The following is a 16,308-nucleotide window of genomic DNA, read 5'->3' on the forward strand; positions in this document are numbered from 1 at the left end:
AGCGTAGTGGGGGGGTGTGGGGGGGGCCTTTGGGTACGGGGGAGGGGGGGGTGGTGGGGGGGGGGTGGGGGGGGGTTTTGGGGTCCCAAACCAAAACCCCCCCCCACGACCCCCTCGACCAACGCCACATCTGTCACCGCAGTCGCACCAACCCCTGGCGAATGTCAGGAAAGGGTCGTTCAGGACATCCGGGGCTACGGAGAGACCGCCTCGGGAGCGGAGGGCACCGAAGGAGCGACCGGGGAAACCGCCGCGACGCGACACCGCCGCTGCACCGGGATCTGCACCCGGCCGAGCGCCGCCTGCACCGCGGATTCCGCCAGCGCGGCCAGCTCCCGCCGGTCCGCGGCGCGCCCTGGCGCGATCTCCGGGCACACGTGCACCTCCAGCACCAGACCGCGCAGCGCCGCGACCCGTCGCAGCGAGGCGATGAGCGACTCCGGCCCGATGAACGCCGGCTGGGTCGTCTCCCGCCCGTCGGCGAGCCGGAAGCGCAGCGCGAGCGGCCGCACCGGGACGCCGCCGTCGATCGCGGCCTGGAAGGTCGCGGGACGGAATCGACCCGAACCGAGACCGCACCAGGTAGTGCCTTCCGGCGTCACGCTCACGAGTGATCCGCCGCGCATCGCGTCGGCGAGTTCGTCCATCGTCGCGGGCAGGCTCCGCAGGTTCTCCCGGTCGAGGAAGATGCTGCCGCCGCGGCGCACCAGCAGGCCGAGCACCGGCCAGGCGCCGACCTCCTTCTTGGCGAGCGCCCGCATCGGCTGGACGGCGTTCACCGCGATGATGTCCAGCCACGAGATGTGGTTGTTCACCACGAGCGCGCCACGGCCCGGCACGGCGCGGAAACGCTCGTCGCCGAGTACGCGCAGCTTCACCCCGAAGGATTTCAAGATCCCCGCGAAAAGCAGGCGCACCAACCGTTCCCGTGGCATGCCGCGCAGCACGAGCACCAGCGGCGCCGACAGGAAAGCGCCGAAGATGACGCCGATCGCCGCGGTGAACCGCAGGACACGCCGCGGGAACGCCACCGTCGGCGCCCCTTCGCTCAGGCAGCCGTCGCCGCACGGCGACTTCGGCATCCAGGCGTGAGTCATCCCTGCACTCCCAGGAAGAACTTGAGGTACCGCTCGTCGACGTTGTGCAGATCCAGCAGGACGAAGAAGTCCGCGACACCGAAATCCGCGTCGAGCGCGGGCGGGCCGTAGATTTTCGCACCCAGTCGGGTGTAGCCCTTGATGAGCGGCGGGAGGATCGCGCGGGCGGGCCGCTCGACACCCTCGGTCCGCCACGGGTTCAGCGGCGTCACCCGAAAGGATTCCTCCGCGTAGTGCTTGGCGCGCAGGACATCCCAGACGCCCGCCGCGTAGACCCCGCCGTCCGTCAGCGGTACGGAAGCACAGCCCGCGAGATACCGGTGGCCGGCCAGCAGCATGTAGCGCCCGATGCCCGCCCAGACGAGGCTCACCACGGCGCCGCTGCGGTGGTCGGGATGCACGCACGACCGCCCCGTCTCGACCAGCGAAGGGCGCAGCGCATCGAGCGCGGTGAGATCGAATTCGCTGTCGGAGTACAGCTTCCCCGCCCGCGCGGCCCGATCGGGCGGCAGCATCCGGTACGTGCCCACGATCTCGCCGGTGTTGTCGTCCCGCACCACGAGGTGATCGCAGAACTCGTCGAAGTAGTCGACGTCGAGACCGGGTTCGAGGGAATTGAGCGTCGCCCCCATTTCCTCGGCGAACACCTGATGGCGAAGTCGTTGCGCGGCAACGACTTCTTCGTTCCCGTTCGCCACGAGGAGGGAGTAACGCGGCGCATCGGCCGGGAGTTCGACACCTGCCTGGTCAGTACTGACGAGGAGCTGTGACGTCGTCATGACCCAGGTCTACCCCTCGGGGGGTACCAACGACAATGCGCCTGATGGCCGATTAGTGCACGTTCAGTTAATTGCGGGTTCTCAGGGTTCTCTCAGGCTGGAAGATCACTTTCGGATCACAGAAAAGGGGCCGCCCGGGAAAGAAATCCCGGACGGCCCCTTCGCGCGACGAGGGGTCTCAGCCCTTGCGCTTCTGGACCTCTTCGGTCAGCTGCGGCGCGACGTTGAACAGGTCGCCCACCACACCGAAGTCGGCGATCTCGAAGATCGGCGCCTCGGCGTCCTTGTTGACCGCGATGATGGTCTTCGAGGTCTGCATACCCGCGCGGTGCTGGATCGCGCCGGAGATGCCGAGCGCGATGTACAGCTGCGGCGAAACCGTCTTACCGGTCTGGCCGACCTGGAACTGCGCCGGGTAGTAACCCGAGTCGACGGCGGCGCGGGAAGCACCGACGGCGGCACCGAGCGAGTCGGCGAGCGCCTCGACGACGTCGAACTTGTCGGCCGAGCCGACACCGCGGCCACCGGAGACGACGACCGAGGCCTCGGTCAGCTCCGGCCGGTCGCCGCCGACGATCGGCTCGACACCGGTGATCCTGGCGGACTTCGCCGGGTCGCCCGCGGGGACCTCGACGGTCTCCTCGGCGGCCGCGCCTTCGGCCGGGGCCGCCTCGACCGCGCCGGGGCGGACCGAGATGACCGGGACACCCTTGGTGGACTTGGACTTCACGGAGAACGCGCCACCGAAGATGGACTGGTCCACGGTGCCGTCGCCGTTCACGCCGACGGCGTCGTACAGCAGACCGGAGCCGAGGCGGACCGCGACCCGGGCGGACACCTCCTTGCCCTCCGCGCTGGCCGCGACGAGCACGGCGGCCGGGGAGGTCCGCTCCGCGAGAGCGGTGAGGACGTCCACCTTCGGGGTGACCAGGAAGCCGGTGGCGTTGTCGCCCTCGGCGACGTACACCTTGGCGGCGCCGTGCGCGGCGAGGGCTTCCTTCGCCTTGGCGGCGGTGCCGGTCGGGCCGACGACGACCGCGGACGGCTCACCCAGTTCCCGAGCGGCGGTCAGCAGCTCGAGCGTGACCTTCTTGACTTCACCGTCGACGTGGTCGACGAGGACGAGTACTTCAGCCATTTCCCTATTCCTCCTCGAAACCTGTCTCAGATGAGCTTCTGCGCGACCAGGTAGGCGGCCACCTTGCTGCCGCCGTCACCCTCGTCCTCGACGCGCTCGCCGGCGGTGCGCGGCGGCTTCGGAGAGGCTTCGAGCACGGACGACCAGGCGTTGCCGAGGCCGACCTCGCCGGCGTCGACGCCAAGGTCCGCGACGGTCAGAGTCTCGACCGGCTTCTTCTTCGCGGCCATGATGCCCTTGAAGGAGGGGTAGCGCGGCTCGTTGATCTTCTCGCCGACGCTCACCACCGCGGGCAGGTTCGCCTCGAGGTGCGTGACGCCGTCCTCGGTGTAGCGGTCGGCCTTGATCGAGGTGCCGTCGACGGTCAGCTCGTTCACGTGGGTCAGCTGCGGCAGGCCGAGCAGCTCGGCGATGATCGCCGGGACGGCGCCACCGCGGCCGTCGGAGGCCTCGTTACCGGTGATGACCAGGTCGAAGCCTTCGACCTTCGAGATCGCGGCGGCCAGCACCTTGGCGGTGGCGATGGCGTCGGAGCCGTGCAGGGCCTCGTCGGAGACGTGGATGGCCTTGTCGGCGCCCATGGACAGCGCCTTGCGGATCGCGTCGGTCGCGCGGTCGGGACCCACCGAGACGACGGTGACCTCGCCCTCGCCCGCTTCCTTGATCTTCAGGGCTTCTTCGACGGCCTTCTCGTTGATCTCGTCGAGCACGGCGTCGGCGGATTCGCGGTCAAGAGTGTTGTCGGCACCGGAGAGCTTCCGCTCCGAGTAGGTGTCCGGTACCTGCTTGACCAGGACAACGATGTTCGTCATGGGTCTACTTCGACCTCCCGTTGGTGGCCGGCGTCGGCCACGGGGCAACAGCTCTACTGGCCGGTAGATTAGGGCCATTTCAGTGCCGCGGCCCGCCGAGGTGACCTCATTCACCTGGATGCACGTTTTAGTGGGACCATCGTCCAGGTAATTCACCCGGAAGTGAGTGTTACCGGGCGACTAACCCGAACGGCCGTATTCCGGGGTACTCGTGGCGGGGGTGAGGCGATAGCCTGCCCGACCATGCGTTCCTTGCCAGGCCCCGTCGCCGTGATCACGGACTCGACCGCCTGCCTCCCCGCCCCGGTCGCCGAACGCTGGGGAATCGGCGTCGTTCAGGTCCAACTGCAGGTCGGAGAGCAGTTCGACGAAGAGAACCGCTACGACCGCGAGGACATCATCGGCCATCTGCGCGCCGGGACCCCGGTGAAGACGGCGCCGCCCGAGGTCGCCGCGTTCTTCTGGGCGTTCCAGGACGCCGCGAGCAAGGGTGCCTCGGCGATCGTCAGCATCCACATCTCGGGCCGGATGTCGGAGACGGTGAACGCCGCCCGCGAGGCCGCCCAGCAGGTGAGCGTCCCCGTCCACGTCCTCGACAGCGGGACCACCGGGATGAGCCTCGGTTTCGCGGCGACCTCGGCGGCCAAGGTCGCCGCCGCCGGCGGGCAGGCGACCCGGGTGATCGACGCCGCCGAACGCCGGTTCCGCGGCAGCCGGGAGATCCTCTACGTCGACACGCTGGAGTTCCTGCGCCGCGGCGGCCGGATCGGCGCCGCGCAGGCCTTGCTCGGCTCGGCGTTCTCGATCAAACCCCTGCTGACGGTGAAGAACGGCGAGGTCGCCCCGCTGACCCGGGTCCCGGGCCAGCGGCGGGCGCTCAACAAACTCGTCGACCTCGCGGTGGACTGCGCGGGCGATCAGGACGTGGAGGTCGCCATCACCCGGTTCGGCCCGGACGAACGCGATCTCGAGATCGGCGGGCGGCTGCGGGCGCGGCTGCCGCATATGGTCGACAGCACCCTGGTGGACGCCAGCATGATCCTCGGCGCCCACCTCGGTCCCGGCGCCATCGGCATCACGGTGTCGCCGGTGTAGCCCGCTTCGAGGGGATCAGCGCCAGCACCACCGGGAGCACCGCGCCCAGCGCCGTCGTCACGACGATCAGCACCTGGTCCACCGGCTCGAAATGCGAGACGTGGCCGAGGTGGTAGAGGAAGTGCGGCAGTCCGAAGAGGAAGGTCGCGAGCGCCGCGAGCCTGGCCACGGCGGTCGTCCCGATCACGGCGGCGCCGATCAGGATCGCGGAAAGCGCCAGGTTGAGGCCGCCGAAGTCGCGGATCAGGTGTTCGTTGAAGGGGCCGTCCATCGCCACCCAGCCGGTGCGGAACCCCGGGAAGTCCCGGTAGAAGCCGTCCGGGCTGAACAGCGGCCACAGCCCGACGGGCAGTTCGATGAGACCGAAGACGACGAGCAGTACGCGGGTGAATGTCCGTTGCATACCTCCTGGACTGGACAGCACCGCGAAACGTGACACGCAGTTAGTCCTCTGGATGCGGTCCTTGCACGTGCAAGGACCGCATCCAGAGGACTAACTGCGCCGGGGAGGGAAGTGACCGGCCGGTAGGGTCGCGGCGTGACCACCCCAGCCACCAGGGCCGAAGCGCTGCACCTCACCGGTGAACGCACCGTGCCGGGCATCGCCGAGGAAAACTATTGGTACCGCCGCCACGAGGCCGCGTATCAAACGCTCCTGCCCCTGTGCGAAGGCAAGACCGTCCTGGAAGCCGGGTGCGGTGAGGGCTACGGCGCCGGGCTCATCGCCACGGTCGCCGAGCGGGTGCTCGCGCTCGACTACGACATCCCCACCACCGAGCACGTCGCCCGCCGCTACCCCGGCATCGGCGTGGCCAGGGCCAACCTGGTGTTCCTGCCGCTTCGGGACGCCTCGGTCGACGTCGTCGCCAACTTCCAGGTGATCGAGCACCTCTGGGACCAGGGCGCCTTCCTCGCCGAATGCCGCCGCGTGCTCTCCCCCGGCGGACGGCTGATCGTCACCACACCCAACCGGCTGACCTTCACCCCGGACAGCGACACCCCGCTCAACCCGTTCCACACCAGGGAACTCGCACCGTCCGAATTGGACGAACTGCTGCGTGAAGCCGGTTTCGAGGTCGAGACGCTGCACGGCCTCCACCACGGCGAGGGCGTCGCGAAGCTCGACGCCAAGTACGGCGGCTCGATCATCGACGCGCAGCTCGACGTCGTCATGGGGCAACTGCCCGGGCAGGCGACCTGGCCGGCGGAACTGCTCGCCGATGTCCAAGCCATCCAGGCCGCGGATTTCGCCATCCACGGTGAGGACCTCGACGCCAGCCTCGACCTCGTGGCCGTGGCGGTGCGCCCATGAGGGAGCTTGCGAGCGAATCATTCGACACAGTGCGCCTGCTCATGCGACGCAAAGCGACCCACTACGAGGAGCAGGCATGAGCGAGTACGAAGGCACGTTCTGCCTCGTCGTGCACAGCCATCTGCCGTGGCTGCCGCATCACGGCTCCTGGCCGGTCGGCGAGGAATGGCTTTACCAGGCGTGGGCGCATTCCTACCTGCCGATGGTCGACCTCTTGCGCCGCTTCGCCGACGAAGGCCGCGAGGACGTCCTCACTCTCGGCATGACGCCGATCCTCGCCGCACAGCTCGACGACCCCTACTGCATCGACGCCTTCCACGACTGGCTCGGGCATTGGCAGCTGCGCGCCTGGCACGCGTCCACGCTCTGGCGCGGCGACCCGCTGCTGCGCGACCTCGCGGCGGGCGAGTACCGGACGGCGCTGAAGGCGTCGGAAGAACTCGAAACGCGCTGGCGTCACGGTTTCTCGCCGATCCTCCGGTCCTTTGTGGACAACGGGACGATCGAACTGCTCGGCGGCCCGCTGGCGCATCCGTTCCAGCCGCTGCTCGACCCGGCGGTGCGCGACTTCATGCTGCGCGGCGGGCTGGCCGACACCGCACTGCGGATCGGACAACGTCCCGAAGGCATTTGGGCACCCGAATGCGGTTACGCGCCCGGAATGGAGGCCGGATACGCCGCCGCGGGCGTCCGGCGGTTCATGGTCGACGGACCGTCCCTGCACGGTGACACGTCGGCGGCGCGGACCGTCGGCGATTCCGACGTCGTCTGCTTCGGCCGCGACCTCGAAGTCACGTACCGCGTCTGGTCGCCGAAGGCCGGCTACCCCGGCCACGCCGCCTACCGCGACTTCCACACCTGGGCGCACGAAGTCGGCCTCAAACCGTCACGGGTGACCGGCAAGACCGTCGAGCCGCCGGACAAGGCGCCGTACGACCCGGCGATGGCGACGGCCACCCTCGGCGGCCACGTCCAGGACTTCGTCGACACCGTCGTCGCCCGGTTGCGCTCGCTCAAGGCCGAGCACGGCCGCGAATCGCTCGTCGTCGCCGCCTACGACACGGAACTGTTCGGGCACTGGTGGCACGAGGGCCCGGCCTGGCTCGAAGGTGTCCTGCGCGCGCTGCCCGAGGCGGGGGTCCGCGTCACCACGCTCAAGGGCGCGCTCGAAGCGGGCCACCTCGGCGGGAAGGTCGATCTCCCGGCGTCGTCGTGGGGCTCGGGCAAGGACTGGCGGGTCTGGGACGGCGAGCAGGTCGCCGACATGGTGCGGGACAACACCGCGCTGCAGCACCGGATGCTCGACCTGGTCACCGGGATGGACACGACGACGCGTGACGCCGTCCGCGACCAGGCCGTCGCCGAGGCGATGCTGGCACTGTCGAGCGACTGGGCGTTCATGGTCACCAAGGATTCCGCCGCCGACTACGCGCGGCGGCGGGCGAGGGTGCACACCGAACGGTTCGACACGCTCGCCGGGCTGCTCCGCGAGGGAGCGCTCGACCGCGCGCGGGAGACCGCGTCCGCGTTCCGGCGCGACGACGGGCCCTTCGGCCATGTCGACGCCCGTGACCTGCTGAGGAAATGACGAAAGGGAGAGCATGGGGATCCACGACATTCCACTGAAGACGCTCGCGGGCGAGGACACGACGCTCGGCGCGTTCGAAGGCAAGACGCTGCTGGTGGTGAACGTGGCGTCGAAATGCGGGCTGACCCCGCAGTACACCGGGCTGGAGAAGCTGCAGGAACGCTACGCGGACAAGGGTTTCTCCGTCGTCGGGTTCCCGTGCAACCAGTTCGCCGGACAGGAGCCGGGCACCGCCGAGGAGATCCAGGCCTTCTGCTCGACGACGTACGGCGTTTCGTTCCCGCTGTTCGAAAAGCTGGACGTGAACGGCGAAACCCGTCACCCGCTCTACGCCGAACTGACGAAGGCGGCCGACGCGGAAGGCGCCGCCGGCGACGTGCAGTGGAACTTCGAGAAGTTCCTCGTCGCCCCGTCCGGTGAGGTGGTGGGACGATTCCGCCCGCGCACCGAACCCGAGGACGAAGTGATCGCCAAGGCGATCGACGCCGCGATCGGCTGACGCGCGCTTTCCCGATACGGGCGGGGTTTCCGGAGCGATCCGGAAACCCCGCCCGTTTCCTTTTCCGGCGATCCGGTGACCAAAGTCCCTGAATATCCCACCACTCGCGCGATGACTGGTTGCTCGATCACAAACCCCTGTCACATAAGGGAAATACTGACATTCCCGGGTGAAGCGCCGTACCCGATTGCACTATGGCGCCACCCCGCGGACAAGGGAAGACTCTTTCGTCGGGACTCCCGCACTTCGTCAACGCCGACAACCAGAAAAGTGTGGCCGACATGATCGAAAACAATATGATCCCGGACGATTTCCTCTCCCTCGCGAGCGTGCAGGCGGCCGAGGAGGAGGCGTTGCTGAACCGGCAGAACGTGGTGGGTGTCGCGCTCGGTACCAAATGGTCCGGGGGCAGGGACACCGGCGAAAAGGCGATCACCGTCCTGGTCGACACGAAACTGCCGCACGAGATGCTGCGTGACGACGACCTCGTCCCGGCGACGCTGGCGGGCGTGCCCACCGACGTCCAGGAGGTCGGGGTGCTCCAGGCCGGCCGCAGTATCGCCGCGCCGAAGGTGAACGGCGCCGCCACGATGATCGACGAGCCCCCGGCTCCGACGCTCGCCCGCCCCGACGAACTCGCCCGTGAGCAGGTCGGCCCGTTCACCCTCGCCAAGAAGTTCCGCCCGGCGTACGGCGGGCTGAGCGTCGGCCACTTCAAGATCACCGCCGGCACCTACGGCACCGCGGTCTACGACGCGACGGCACTGCCCGGCAAACCGCCGAGATACTACATCCTGAGCAACAACCACGTGCTGGCGAACTCCAACGCCGCCGCCATCGGCGACCCGATCCTGCAGCCCGGCCCGTTCGACGGCGGCGTCGTCCCCACCGACGTCATCGCCAGGCTGAGCCGGTTCGTGCCGATCAAGTTCATCCAGCCGGGGCAGCCGGTGCCGTTGAACTTCGTCGACGCCGCGATCGCCGAAGGCCAGTTCCACGACCTCGACCGGCGGATCTTCTGGGTCGGCGACCTCAAGGGCACCAACGTGGCGCCCGCGGTCGGCACGCTCGTGCAGAAGACCGGCCGGACCACGAACTGGACGACCGGGCGGATCACGAACATCAACGCCACCGTCGACGTGAACTACGGCGGAGGCAGGGTGGCCCGGTTCGCGCAGCAGCTGCTGACCACCGACATGTCGGCCGGTGGCGACTCGGGCAGCCTCGTGGCGGACCTGAGCGAGAACGCCGTCGGCCTCCTGTTCGCCGGCTCGCCGGTGGTCACCGTGATCAACCGGATCTCGCTGGTCGAAGCGTCGCTCGGGATCCGGGTGCACCCGTAGTGGCCGACGAAATCTCCGACGTCGATGCCGCGCTCGTGGCGGCGTCCCGGTGGCTCGACGACGTCCCCGGAGTGGTCGGCGTCGGGCAGGGCGAGGCCGAGGGGGCACCCACGATCGACGTGTGGATGACCCCCGGTCACGACCCCGGGCGGCTGCCTTCTCAGCTGCTCGGGGTGCCCGTCCGGGTCCGGGATTCGGGTGGTCCGGTGGAGGCTCAGCCGGACTGACCCGCCTCGATGACCGCGCGATTGCGGGTGGCGACGGTCGGCGCGTCCGCCTTCACCACCCGCCGGTCGTAGGTGAGCAGGCCGTTGACCTCGTTCTCGACGTCGGTGGTCTGGGTGTAGATCGCGCCGGAAAGACCGGTTCCGGCGATGATCCGTTCGAGATGCTCGCTGACCTCGGCATAGCGCTTCGTCAGCTGTGCCGAGGTCAGCGTCATCTCGTAGGCCTGCGGCTCCCCGGGCCAGCGATGCTCGTCGAGGACCAGGCCGAGGCCGCCGTACTCGCCGTCGACGATCACCCTGTGGTCCTTCACCGAGGGCTTTCCCGGCCCGACGTAGGTGTGGTCGTCGTAGACGTCGCCCGCGCCGGTGTCCGGCCACGAGAAGCAGCAGTTCACTCCGCTGTTCGCGACGACGAGCCTGGTCGGGTCGAGGTCCTTCACCAGGTTCGCGATCCGCGCGGTGTCGAATTCGCCCCAGCCCTCGTTGAACGGCACCCAGCCGACGATCGAGGTCACCCCGCGCAACTGCTCGATCATCTCGGTCAATTCCTCTTCGAACCGCGCCTTCGCTTCCGGCACCGGATCGGGCGCCGTCCCGGGCGGGCCGTCGAACGAGACGGTGAGCGACGGCATGTCCTGCCAGACGAGCAGGCCCAGCCGATCCGTCCAGTGGTACCAGCGCTCCGGCTCGACCTTGACGTGTTTGCGGACGAAGTTGAAGCCGAGTTCCTTGGTCTTCTCCAGGTCGAACCGCAACGCCTCGTCGGTCGGGGCGGTGTGGATCCCGTCCGGCCAGTAACCCTGGTCGAGCGGGCCGTGGAGGAAGGTGATCCGGCCGTTGAGCGCGATCCGCGGCCTGCCCTGGGCGTCGGAGACCGTCCCGATCGTGCGGAGCCCGGTATAGGACTCGACGACGTCGAGCGGATTGCCGCTCTCGTCGAGCAAACGGACCTGAAGGTCGTAGAGATACGGATCATCGGGCGTCCAGAGGCGCGGCGAAGGCACCTCCGCACGCAATCGGCGTCCCACGTCCTCCGCGGCACGTGCCACTTCGGGGCCATCGGGCTCGCTCACGATCAGCTCCACCCGGGCGCCGCCTGTGACCTTGGGCACAACCGTCACCCCTTCGAGGTCTGACGTCACCCGGAGATCCCGGACGCGCTCGGACGGCACCGGCTCCAGCCAGACGGTCTGCCAGATACCCGACGCGGCGGTGTAGAAGATCCCTTTCGGGTCGTTCCGCTGCTTGCCGACGGGGTGTGTCGAAGCGTCGGTGCGGTCCGTGGCCCGGACGGTCAGTTCCTGCGATCCCGACGGGCGCAGCACGCCGGTGATGTCCGCGCTGAAGGCCGTGTACCCGCCCTCGTGGGCGGCCACCTCCTGGTTGTTGACCCAGACCGTCGCGGACTGGTCGACGGCGCCGAAGTGGAGCAGCACGCGCTGACCGTCCCAGCCGGACGGGACCTCGAAAACCTTGCGGTACCAGAGGGTTTCGTCCCGCCGTCCGATACCGGAGAGCGCCGACTCCGGCGGGAACGGCACCAGGATCCGCTCGCCGTACCCGTTCCGGCCGGGCGAGCCGCTGCCCGCGTACTCCCAGACGCCGTTGAGGTTCAGCCAGCGTTCGCGGACCAGCCGCGGACGCGGATACTCCGGCAGCGCGTTGCCGGGCCCGACCTGCGCGGACCACGGCGTCGAGAGCACCGGTTCGACGGTTTCGAAGGCCGGTCCGGCCGCGTTCACCGAGGACGTCATCAACCCGATGGTGGCAAAGATCGTCGCTCCTGTCGCCCTCGATCGGGTTCACCGGCAGGGGTGATCGCCCCGTCCCGGTGACGACCGACTCACGAGTAACCTCCACCCATGCGCGTGCTGATGTTGTCGTGGGAGTACCCACCCGTGGTCGTCGGCGGACTCGCACGGCACGTCCACGCCCTGGCCCGGCATCTCGCCCGGCAGGGGCACGACGTGGTCGTCCTGTGCCGTCACACGGCGGGCACCGACGCCGAGACCCACCCCAGGACCGATCGCGTGGTCGAGGGCGTCCGGATCATCCGGGTCGCCGAAGACCCGATGCACGTGACCTTCGAACGGGACCTCGTCGCGTGGACGCTGGCCATGGGGCACGCGATGGTCCGCGCCGCCACCGACCTGCTGCGCACCTGGCAGCCGGACGTGGTGCACGCGCACGACTGGCTGGTCACCCACCCCGCGATCGCGATCGCGGAGGCCGCGCGGGTGCCGCTGGTCGGCACGATCCACGCCACCGAGGCCGGGCGGCACTCCGGCTGGCTCTCGCATCCGCTGAACCAGCAGGTTCACTCGGTCGAGTGGTGGCTCGCGAACCGCTCGGACGCGCTGATCACCTGTTCGCAGGCCATGCGCCGCGAGGTGGCGCATCTGTTCGAGGTCGACGGTGACGCGGTCACCGTGATCCACAACGGCATCGAGGAACGCACCTGGCAGGTGCCCGCGGAGGAGGTCGCGCACGCGCGCGAGGTCTACAGCCCCTCCGGCGCGCCCCTGCTGCTCTACTTCGGACGGTTGGAATGGGAGAAGGGCGTGCAGGACCTGCTCGCCGCGCTCCCCCGGATCCGCCGCGCCAAACCGGGGACGCGGCTGGTGGTCGCCGGCAAGGGACGGCATCTGGAGGAACTGGTCGACCAGGCCCGCAAGCTGCGCGTCCGCCGCGCGGTGGACTTCGTCGGGCACCTGTCCGACCGCGAACTGCGCGCCGTACTGGCCGCGGCCGACGCCGTCGTGCTGCCCAGCCGCTACGAGCCGTTCGGGATCGTCGCCCTGGAGGCGGCCGCCGCGAAGGCGCCGCTGGTCGCTTCGACCGCGGGCGGGCTCGGCGAGGTCGTCGTCGACGGCGAGACCGGCCTGGCGTTCAGCCCCGGCGACGTCGACGCCCTCGGGGACGCCGTCGAAGCGGTGCTGGACGACGAGGTCGCGGCCGCCCGCCGCGCGCTGAGCGCGCAGTCGCGCCTGGCCGCGGACTTCGACTGGGGGCGGATCGCCGAAGCGACCGTCGCGGTCTACCGGCGGGCTCGCGCCGGGGAGCCGGTGGAACTGGGGCGGCCGAAGATCGCGACCGGGAACGCCTTCGAGCCCTGATCGCTCGACGCATTCAGAGGACTAATCGCGGAGGCGCGTGTGGGTCGTGAGTGGCGATTCGTGTTCTAACCCGAATCGCCACTCACGACCCCGGCCCAAGCTGTCCTGATGCCCTTCGCGCCGCTCGAAGTACGTGAAGGACCCCTTCATGTACTTGGGAAAGGTGTGAAGGGCGAGTTACTTCGGCCGAGCAGCCGCTTTGCGGCGGTGGCGCGGGGCGAAGGGGAATCCGGGACGTCGGGGGACCCGGATCCCCCTTCACGAGCGTCGCGGGTCGCGAGGGGCGCGACCCCCGGGGCTGCTCTAGGTGACGAAGATCAGAAGTGGCAGGGCCGAACACAGCCCGGCTGCACCGAGACCCCGGCCGAAGCGGACACCGCCGGGGCGGCGAGGGCGACGGCGAGGACGGCGAAGGTCGCGGCCAAGAGGGTCCTCAACTGCTTCTTCATGGTGGCTCCTCGGGGAAACGGGCGGAATTCCCACCCGGCGCCGAGCATCCGCGCGACCCGCCGCCGAAACAACGGGGGAATCACTACGTATCCCTACCTATTCGCGGTCCGTGACCGGTTCATCCCTTTCTGCCGGTCAGCATCCGTACCTGAACCGGCTCCACGAACGGCGCGTACGGGGAAATGGCAGCGCTCAGCCGCTCCTCGAATCCGGCGCGCTCGGCCGGCTTCGGCAACCTGTCCTCCGGGGTCGCGGAGTAGACCGCGCCGATGACGAACTCCAGGTCGATTTCGTCCTCGTACTCGACCACGCGCGAACCGGTGGCGAAACCGGCGGCCTCCAGGCTCGCGCGGTACCGGTCCTGTTCCTCTTGTTCGGCCCCGCAGGTACGCACGAGCGGCTGACCGAGCCAGCCGGAAAGGTATTCGCGCAACGCCTTCGACCACGAACTCTCGTGCAGCCACATCGGCGCCCCGTTGGTGAGCACGGCGACCCCGCCGCCGGGCCGCAGCAGCGAACGGAGCACGGGGAACAAGGTCGCGTGGTCCATCCAGTGCAGGGCCTGCCCGATCGTGACCACGCCGAGACCGTCCCGCCCCAGCAACGTCCGCAGCGCCGGAACGTCGCTGTCGGCACCGACGAGCCAGTTCACGTTGGTGAGCCCGGACGCCACTTTCCTGGCTTGGGCGAGCATGTCCGGTTCGGGATCCATCCCGATGACCGAGCGGGTCCTGGCGGCGAGCGGCCGGGTCAGCTGACCGGTGCCGCAGCCGAGGTCCAGTGCCGTGTCCTCGGTGGACAGCCCGAATTCCGCCACCAGCTTGTCGAAGACTTCGACGGGGTAGCCGCGGCGGTAGCGCTGATAGAACTCGGCGACCTCGCCGCTGAACTTCAGGATCGTCATCCCGCGATCGTGACCTGCCCGAGGATCCCTCGCCACCGCTTTCGCGCACGGCGGAAGGCCGCGGAGGCCCCGTCCACGGTGGTGTGGTGAGGACGGGGCCTCCGCGGCGAAGCGCACGCCCGACAGCGCTACCGGAGGGGCGCGCGCGTGAAGCGGGTCCGGTGGCGGGGAGCCGCCGCCACCGGACCCGTTGGGCCACACCGTCCCAAACCGGTGTGGAACCCGGCCGCCCCGCGTCAGGTAGAGGCGGCCGGAGCCTGCGTCACCGCGCGGTCAGGTATCGCGCGTACGCGCCGGTGGTGAGGAAGCTCGGCAGCTTCTCGCCCAGCGCGGTCTCGGTGAAGATCTCGTAGGCGTCGCCGAGCCGGTTGCCCTCGCCCAGCTCGGCCCGCACCGACGCCAGCTCTTCGTCCAAATAGGACACGGCCAGCTCGCGGGTGAGCGCGGTGCCGTCTTCGAGCTTCGTGCCGTTGCGGATCCACTGCCACACCTGGCAGCGGGCGATCTCGGCGGTGGCGGCGTCCTCCATCAGGTTGTGGATCGCCGCCGCGCCCGTACCGCGCAGCCACGCGTCGATGTAGCGCAGCGCGACGTTGATGTTGGCGCGGACACCGGCTTCGGTGACCTCGCCGCCCGCGCTGGCGACGTCGAGCAGGTCCTCGGCGGTGACGACGACGTCCTCACGGAGCTTGCCGAGCTGGTTGGGCCAGCCGCCGAGCACCTCGTCGAACACCTCGCGGCAGACCGGGACGAGACCGGGATGCGCGACCCACGAGCCGTCGAAACCGTCGTTCGCCTCGCGTTCCTTGTCCTGACGGACCTTCTCGAGCGCGGTCGCGTTGATCTCCGGGTCCTTGCTCGGGATGAACGCGGCCATGCCGCCGATGGCGTGCGCCCCGCGCTTGTGGCAGGTGCGCACCAGCAGTTCGGTGTAGGCCCGCATGAACGGGACGGTCATCGTCACCTGCGCGCGGTCAGGCAGCACGAAGTCCGCGCCGTGCGAGGAGAAGTTCTTGATGACGCTGAAGATGTAGTCCCAGCGGCCGGCGTTCAGCCCGGAGACGTGCTCGCGCAGTTCGTAGAGGATCTCCTCCATCTCGAACGCGGCGGTGATCGTCTCGATCAGCACGGTGGCCCGGACGGAACCGCGCGGGATGCCGAGTTCCCGTTGCGCCAGCAGGAAGACGTCGTTCCACAGCCGCGCTTCGAGGTGGTTCTCGAGCTTCGGCAGGTAGAAGTACGGGCCGCTGCCGCGGGCCAGCAGCTGGCGCGCGTTGTGGAAGAAGTAGAGGCCGAAGTCGACCAGGCTCGCCGAGACCGGGCGGCCGTCGATGCGGATGTGCTTCTCCACCAGGTGCCAGCCGCGGGGGCGGGCGACGATCGTCGCGGGCTCTTCGCCGATCGTGTAGCGCTTGCCCGCCTCGGTGGTGAAGTCGATGTTGCGGCGGATCGCGTCGAACAGGTTGAGCTGGCCGTCGATGACGTTGTGCCAGGTCGGCGAGGTCGCGTCCTCGAAGTCGGCGAGCCAGACCTTCGCGCCGGAGTTCAGCGCGTTGACCGTCATCTTGCGGTCGGTCGGGCCGGTGATCTCGACGCGGCGGTCTTCGAGACCGGGCGCGGCCGGGGCGACCGACCAGCTGCTGTCGTCGCGGATGGCACGCGTCTCGGGCAGGAAGCCCAGCGGCTCCTCACCGGACTGGAGCTTCTCGCGGCGCAGACGGCGGGCGTCGAGCAGCTCGCGGCGGCGGCCGGCGAACGCGTTGTCCAGTTTGGCCACGAAGTCCAGTGCGGCCGGGGTGAGGATCTCGTCGAACCGGTCACCGGCGGGTCCGCAGACGTCGATCCGGTAGTTCAGCTTCTCAACCATGGTGTGCCTCCGCTGGGGCTTCGCGAGAGATTGAAGGGGATGGGAGGTGGCGGTCTCCCCTGGGAGTCGAGAGACCGCCAC

Annotated in this window: 16 protein-coding genes; 7 read left to right on the forward strand and 9 right to left on the reverse strand. The window is 69.2% G+C overall.

Annotated elements, in window-relative coordinates:
* Positions 1-194 precede the first annotated feature (194 nt).
* From AC069H_RS07330 to AC069H_RS07345, 4 genes are all read right to left on the reverse strand, one after another.
* Positions 195-1,097 carry a lysophospholipid acyltransferase family protein gene (locus tag AC069H_RS07330; protein ID WP_478231674.1) on the reverse strand — a complete coding sequence of 301 codons (903 nt, stop codon included), beginning with the start codon at positions 1,095-1,097 and terminating at the stop codon, positions 195-197.
* Entirely contained in the window at positions 1,094-1,876 is a 783-nt protein-coding gene (locus tag AC069H_RS07335) for a GNAT family N-acetyltransferase (RefSeq protein WP_478231675.1), read from the reverse strand. The genes AC069H_RS07330 and AC069H_RS07335 overlap by 4 nt, the downstream gene beginning before the upstream one ends.
* Positions 1,877-2,054: 178 nt before the next feature.
* Positions 2,055-3,014, reverse strand: a complete 960-nt coding sequence (locus AC069H_RS07340; protein ID WP_340683521.1) for an electron transfer flavoprotein subunit alpha/FixB family protein — start codon at positions 3,012-3,014, stop codon at positions 2,055-2,057.
* A 26-nt stretch (positions 3,015-3,040) separates the two neighbouring features.
* On the reverse strand, positions 3,041-3,826 hold the full coding sequence (locus AC069H_RS07345) for an electron transfer flavoprotein subunit beta/FixA family protein (RefSeq protein ID WP_016336566.1): 786 nt from the start codon (positions 3,824-3,826) through the stop codon (positions 3,041-3,043).
* A 243-nt stretch (positions 3,827-4,069) separates the two neighbouring features.
* Between AC069H_RS07345 and AC069H_RS07350 the strand changes: the two genes are divergently transcribed.
* Positions 4,070-4,921 (forward strand): DegV family protein, encoded by an 852-nt coding sequence (locus tag AC069H_RS07350; protein WP_478231676.1) that lies wholly within the window; start codon positions 4,070-4,072, stop codon positions 4,919-4,921.
* On the opposite strand, the gene AC069H_RS07355 is transcribed toward AC069H_RS07350, so the two are convergent.
* Positions 4,902-5,324, reverse strand: a complete 423-nt coding sequence (locus AC069H_RS07355; RefSeq protein ID WP_478228475.1) for a hypothetical protein — start codon at positions 5,322-5,324, stop codon at positions 4,902-4,904. The genes AC069H_RS07350 and AC069H_RS07355 overlap by 20 nt on opposite strands.
* A 135-nt stretch (positions 5,325-5,459) precedes the next feature.
* Here AC069H_RS07355 and AC069H_RS07360 point away from each other — a divergent pair, with 135 nt between their 5' ends.
* From AC069H_RS07360 to AC069H_RS07380, 5 genes are all read left to right on the forward strand, one after another.
* Positions 5,460-6,233 (forward strand): class I SAM-dependent methyltransferase, encoded by a 774-nt coding sequence (locus AC069H_RS07360; protein ID WP_478231677.1) that lies wholly within the window; start codon positions 5,460-5,462, stop codon positions 6,231-6,233.
* A gap of 76 nt (positions 6,234-6,309) precedes the next feature.
* Positions 6,310-7,821, forward strand: a complete 1,512-nt coding sequence (locus AC069H_RS07365) for a 1,4-alpha-glucan branching protein domain-containing protein (RefSeq protein WP_478228477.1) — start codon at positions 6,310-6,312, stop codon at positions 7,819-7,821.
* 13 nt (positions 7,822-7,834) lie between these two features.
* Entirely contained in the window at positions 7,835-8,320 is a 486-nt protein-coding gene (locus tag AC069H_RS07370) for a glutathione peroxidase (protein ID WP_478231678.1), read from the forward strand.
* A gap of 281 nt (positions 8,321-8,601) precedes the next feature.
* Positions 8,602-9,663 (forward strand): chymotrypsin family serine protease, encoded by a 1,062-nt coding sequence (locus AC069H_RS07375; protein WP_478231679.1) that lies wholly within the window; start codon positions 8,602-8,604, stop codon positions 9,661-9,663.
* Positions 9,663-9,890, forward strand: a complete 228-nt coding sequence (locus tag AC069H_RS07380) for a hypothetical protein (RefSeq protein WP_478231680.1) — start codon at positions 9,663-9,665, stop codon at positions 9,888-9,890. Before AC069H_RS07375 ends, AC069H_RS07380 begins: the two co-directional genes overlap by 1 nt.
* Here the strand turns inward: AC069H_RS07380 and AC069H_RS07385 are convergent.
* The gene (locus tag AC069H_RS07385) at positions 9,878-11,644 is read right to left on the reverse strand and encodes a glycoside hydrolase family 2 protein (RefSeq protein WP_478231681.1); all 1,767 of its coding nucleotides are present in this window, start codon (positions 11,642-11,644) and stop codon (positions 9,878-9,880) included. The two genes, AC069H_RS07380 and AC069H_RS07385, sit on opposite strands and share 13 nt — an antisense overlap.
* 108 nt (positions 11,645-11,752) lie before the next feature.
* Between AC069H_RS07385 and AC069H_RS07390 the strand changes: the two genes are divergently transcribed.
* A complete protein-coding gene (locus AC069H_RS07390; protein WP_478231682.1) occupies positions 11,753-13,006 on the forward strand; it encodes a glycosyltransferase family 4 protein in 1,254 nt (417 codons plus the stop codon).
* 317 nt (positions 13,007-13,323) lie between these two features.
* Here the strand turns inward: AC069H_RS07390 and AC069H_RS07395 are convergent, their stop codons facing one another.
* From AC069H_RS07395 to aceB, 3 genes are all read right to left on the reverse strand, one after another.
* Positions 13,324-13,455 carry a hypothetical protein gene (locus AC069H_RS07395; RefSeq protein WP_478231683.1) on the reverse strand — a complete coding sequence of 44 codons (132 nt, stop codon included), beginning with the start codon at positions 13,453-13,455 and terminating at the stop codon, positions 13,324-13,326.
* A 119-nt stretch (positions 13,456-13,574) separates the two neighbouring features.
* Positions 13,575-14,360 carry a class I SAM-dependent methyltransferase gene (locus AC069H_RS07400; RefSeq protein ID WP_478231684.1) on the reverse strand — a complete coding sequence of 262 codons (786 nt, stop codon included), beginning with the start codon at positions 14,358-14,360 and terminating at the stop codon, positions 13,575-13,577.
* 262 nt (positions 14,361-14,622) lie between these two features.
* Positions 14,623-16,227 (reverse strand): malate synthase A, encoded by a 1,605-nt coding sequence (aceB, locus tag AC069H_RS07405; RefSeq protein WP_478228483.1) that lies wholly within the window; start codon positions 16,225-16,227, stop codon positions 14,623-14,625.
* Positions 16,228-16,308 lie beyond the last annotated feature (81 nt).

The sequence above is a fragment of the Amycolatopsis sp. NPDC043887 genome, from assembly GCF_056435665.1.

Coding starts and splice junctions, on each gene's coding strand:
- AC069H_RS07365 (WP_478228477.1), top strand. CDS start 6,310: ATGAGCGAGTACGAAGGCACGTTCTGCCTCGTCGTGCACAGCCATCTG.
- AC069H_RS07355 (WP_478228475.1), bottom strand. CDS start 5,324: ATGCAACGGACATTCACCCGCGTACTGCTCGTCGTCTTCGGTCTCATC.
- AC069H_RS07340 (WP_340683521.1), bottom strand. CDS start 3,014: ATGGCTGAAGTACTCGTCCTCGTCGACCACGTCGACGGTGAAGTCAAG.
- AC069H_RS07390 (WP_478231682.1), top strand. CDS start 11,753: ATGCGCGTGCTGATGTTGTCGTGGGAGTACCCACCCGTGGTCGTCGGC.
- AC069H_RS07335 (WP_478231675.1), bottom strand. CDS start 1,876: ATGACGACGTCACAGCTCCTCGTCAGTACTGACCAGGCAGGTGTCGAA.
- AC069H_RS07375 (WP_478231679.1), top strand. CDS start 8,602: ATGATCGAAAACAATATGATCCCGGACGATTTCCTCTCCCTCGCGAGC.
- aceB (WP_478228483.1), bottom strand. CDS start 16,227: ATGGTTGAGAAGCTGAACTACCGGATCGACGTCTGCGGACCCGCCGGT.
- AC069H_RS07345 (WP_016336566.1), bottom strand. CDS start 3,826: ATGACGAACATCGTTGTCCTGGTCAAGCAGGTACCGGACACCTACTCG.
- AC069H_RS07385 (WP_478231681.1), bottom strand. CDS start 11,644: ATGACGTCCTCGGTGAACGCGGCCGGACCGGCCTTCGAAACCGTCGAA.
- AC069H_RS07350 (WP_478231676.1), top strand. CDS start 4,070: ATGCGTTCCTTGCCAGGCCCCGTCGCCGTGATCACGGACTCGACCGCC.
- AC069H_RS07330 (WP_478231674.1), bottom strand. CDS start 1,097: ATGACTCACGCCTGGATGCCGAAGTCGCCGTGCGGCGACGGCTGCCTG.
- AC069H_RS07395 (WP_478231683.1), bottom strand. CDS start 13,455: ATGAAGAAGCAGTTGAGGACCCTCTTGGCCGCGACCTTCGCCGTCCTC.
- AC069H_RS07370 (WP_478231678.1), top strand. CDS start 7,835: ATGGGGATCCACGACATTCCACTGAAGACGCTCGCGGGCGAGGACACG.
- AC069H_RS07400 (WP_478231684.1), bottom strand. CDS start 14,360: ATGACGATCCTGAAGTTCAGCGGCGAGGTCGCCGAGTTCTATCAGCGC.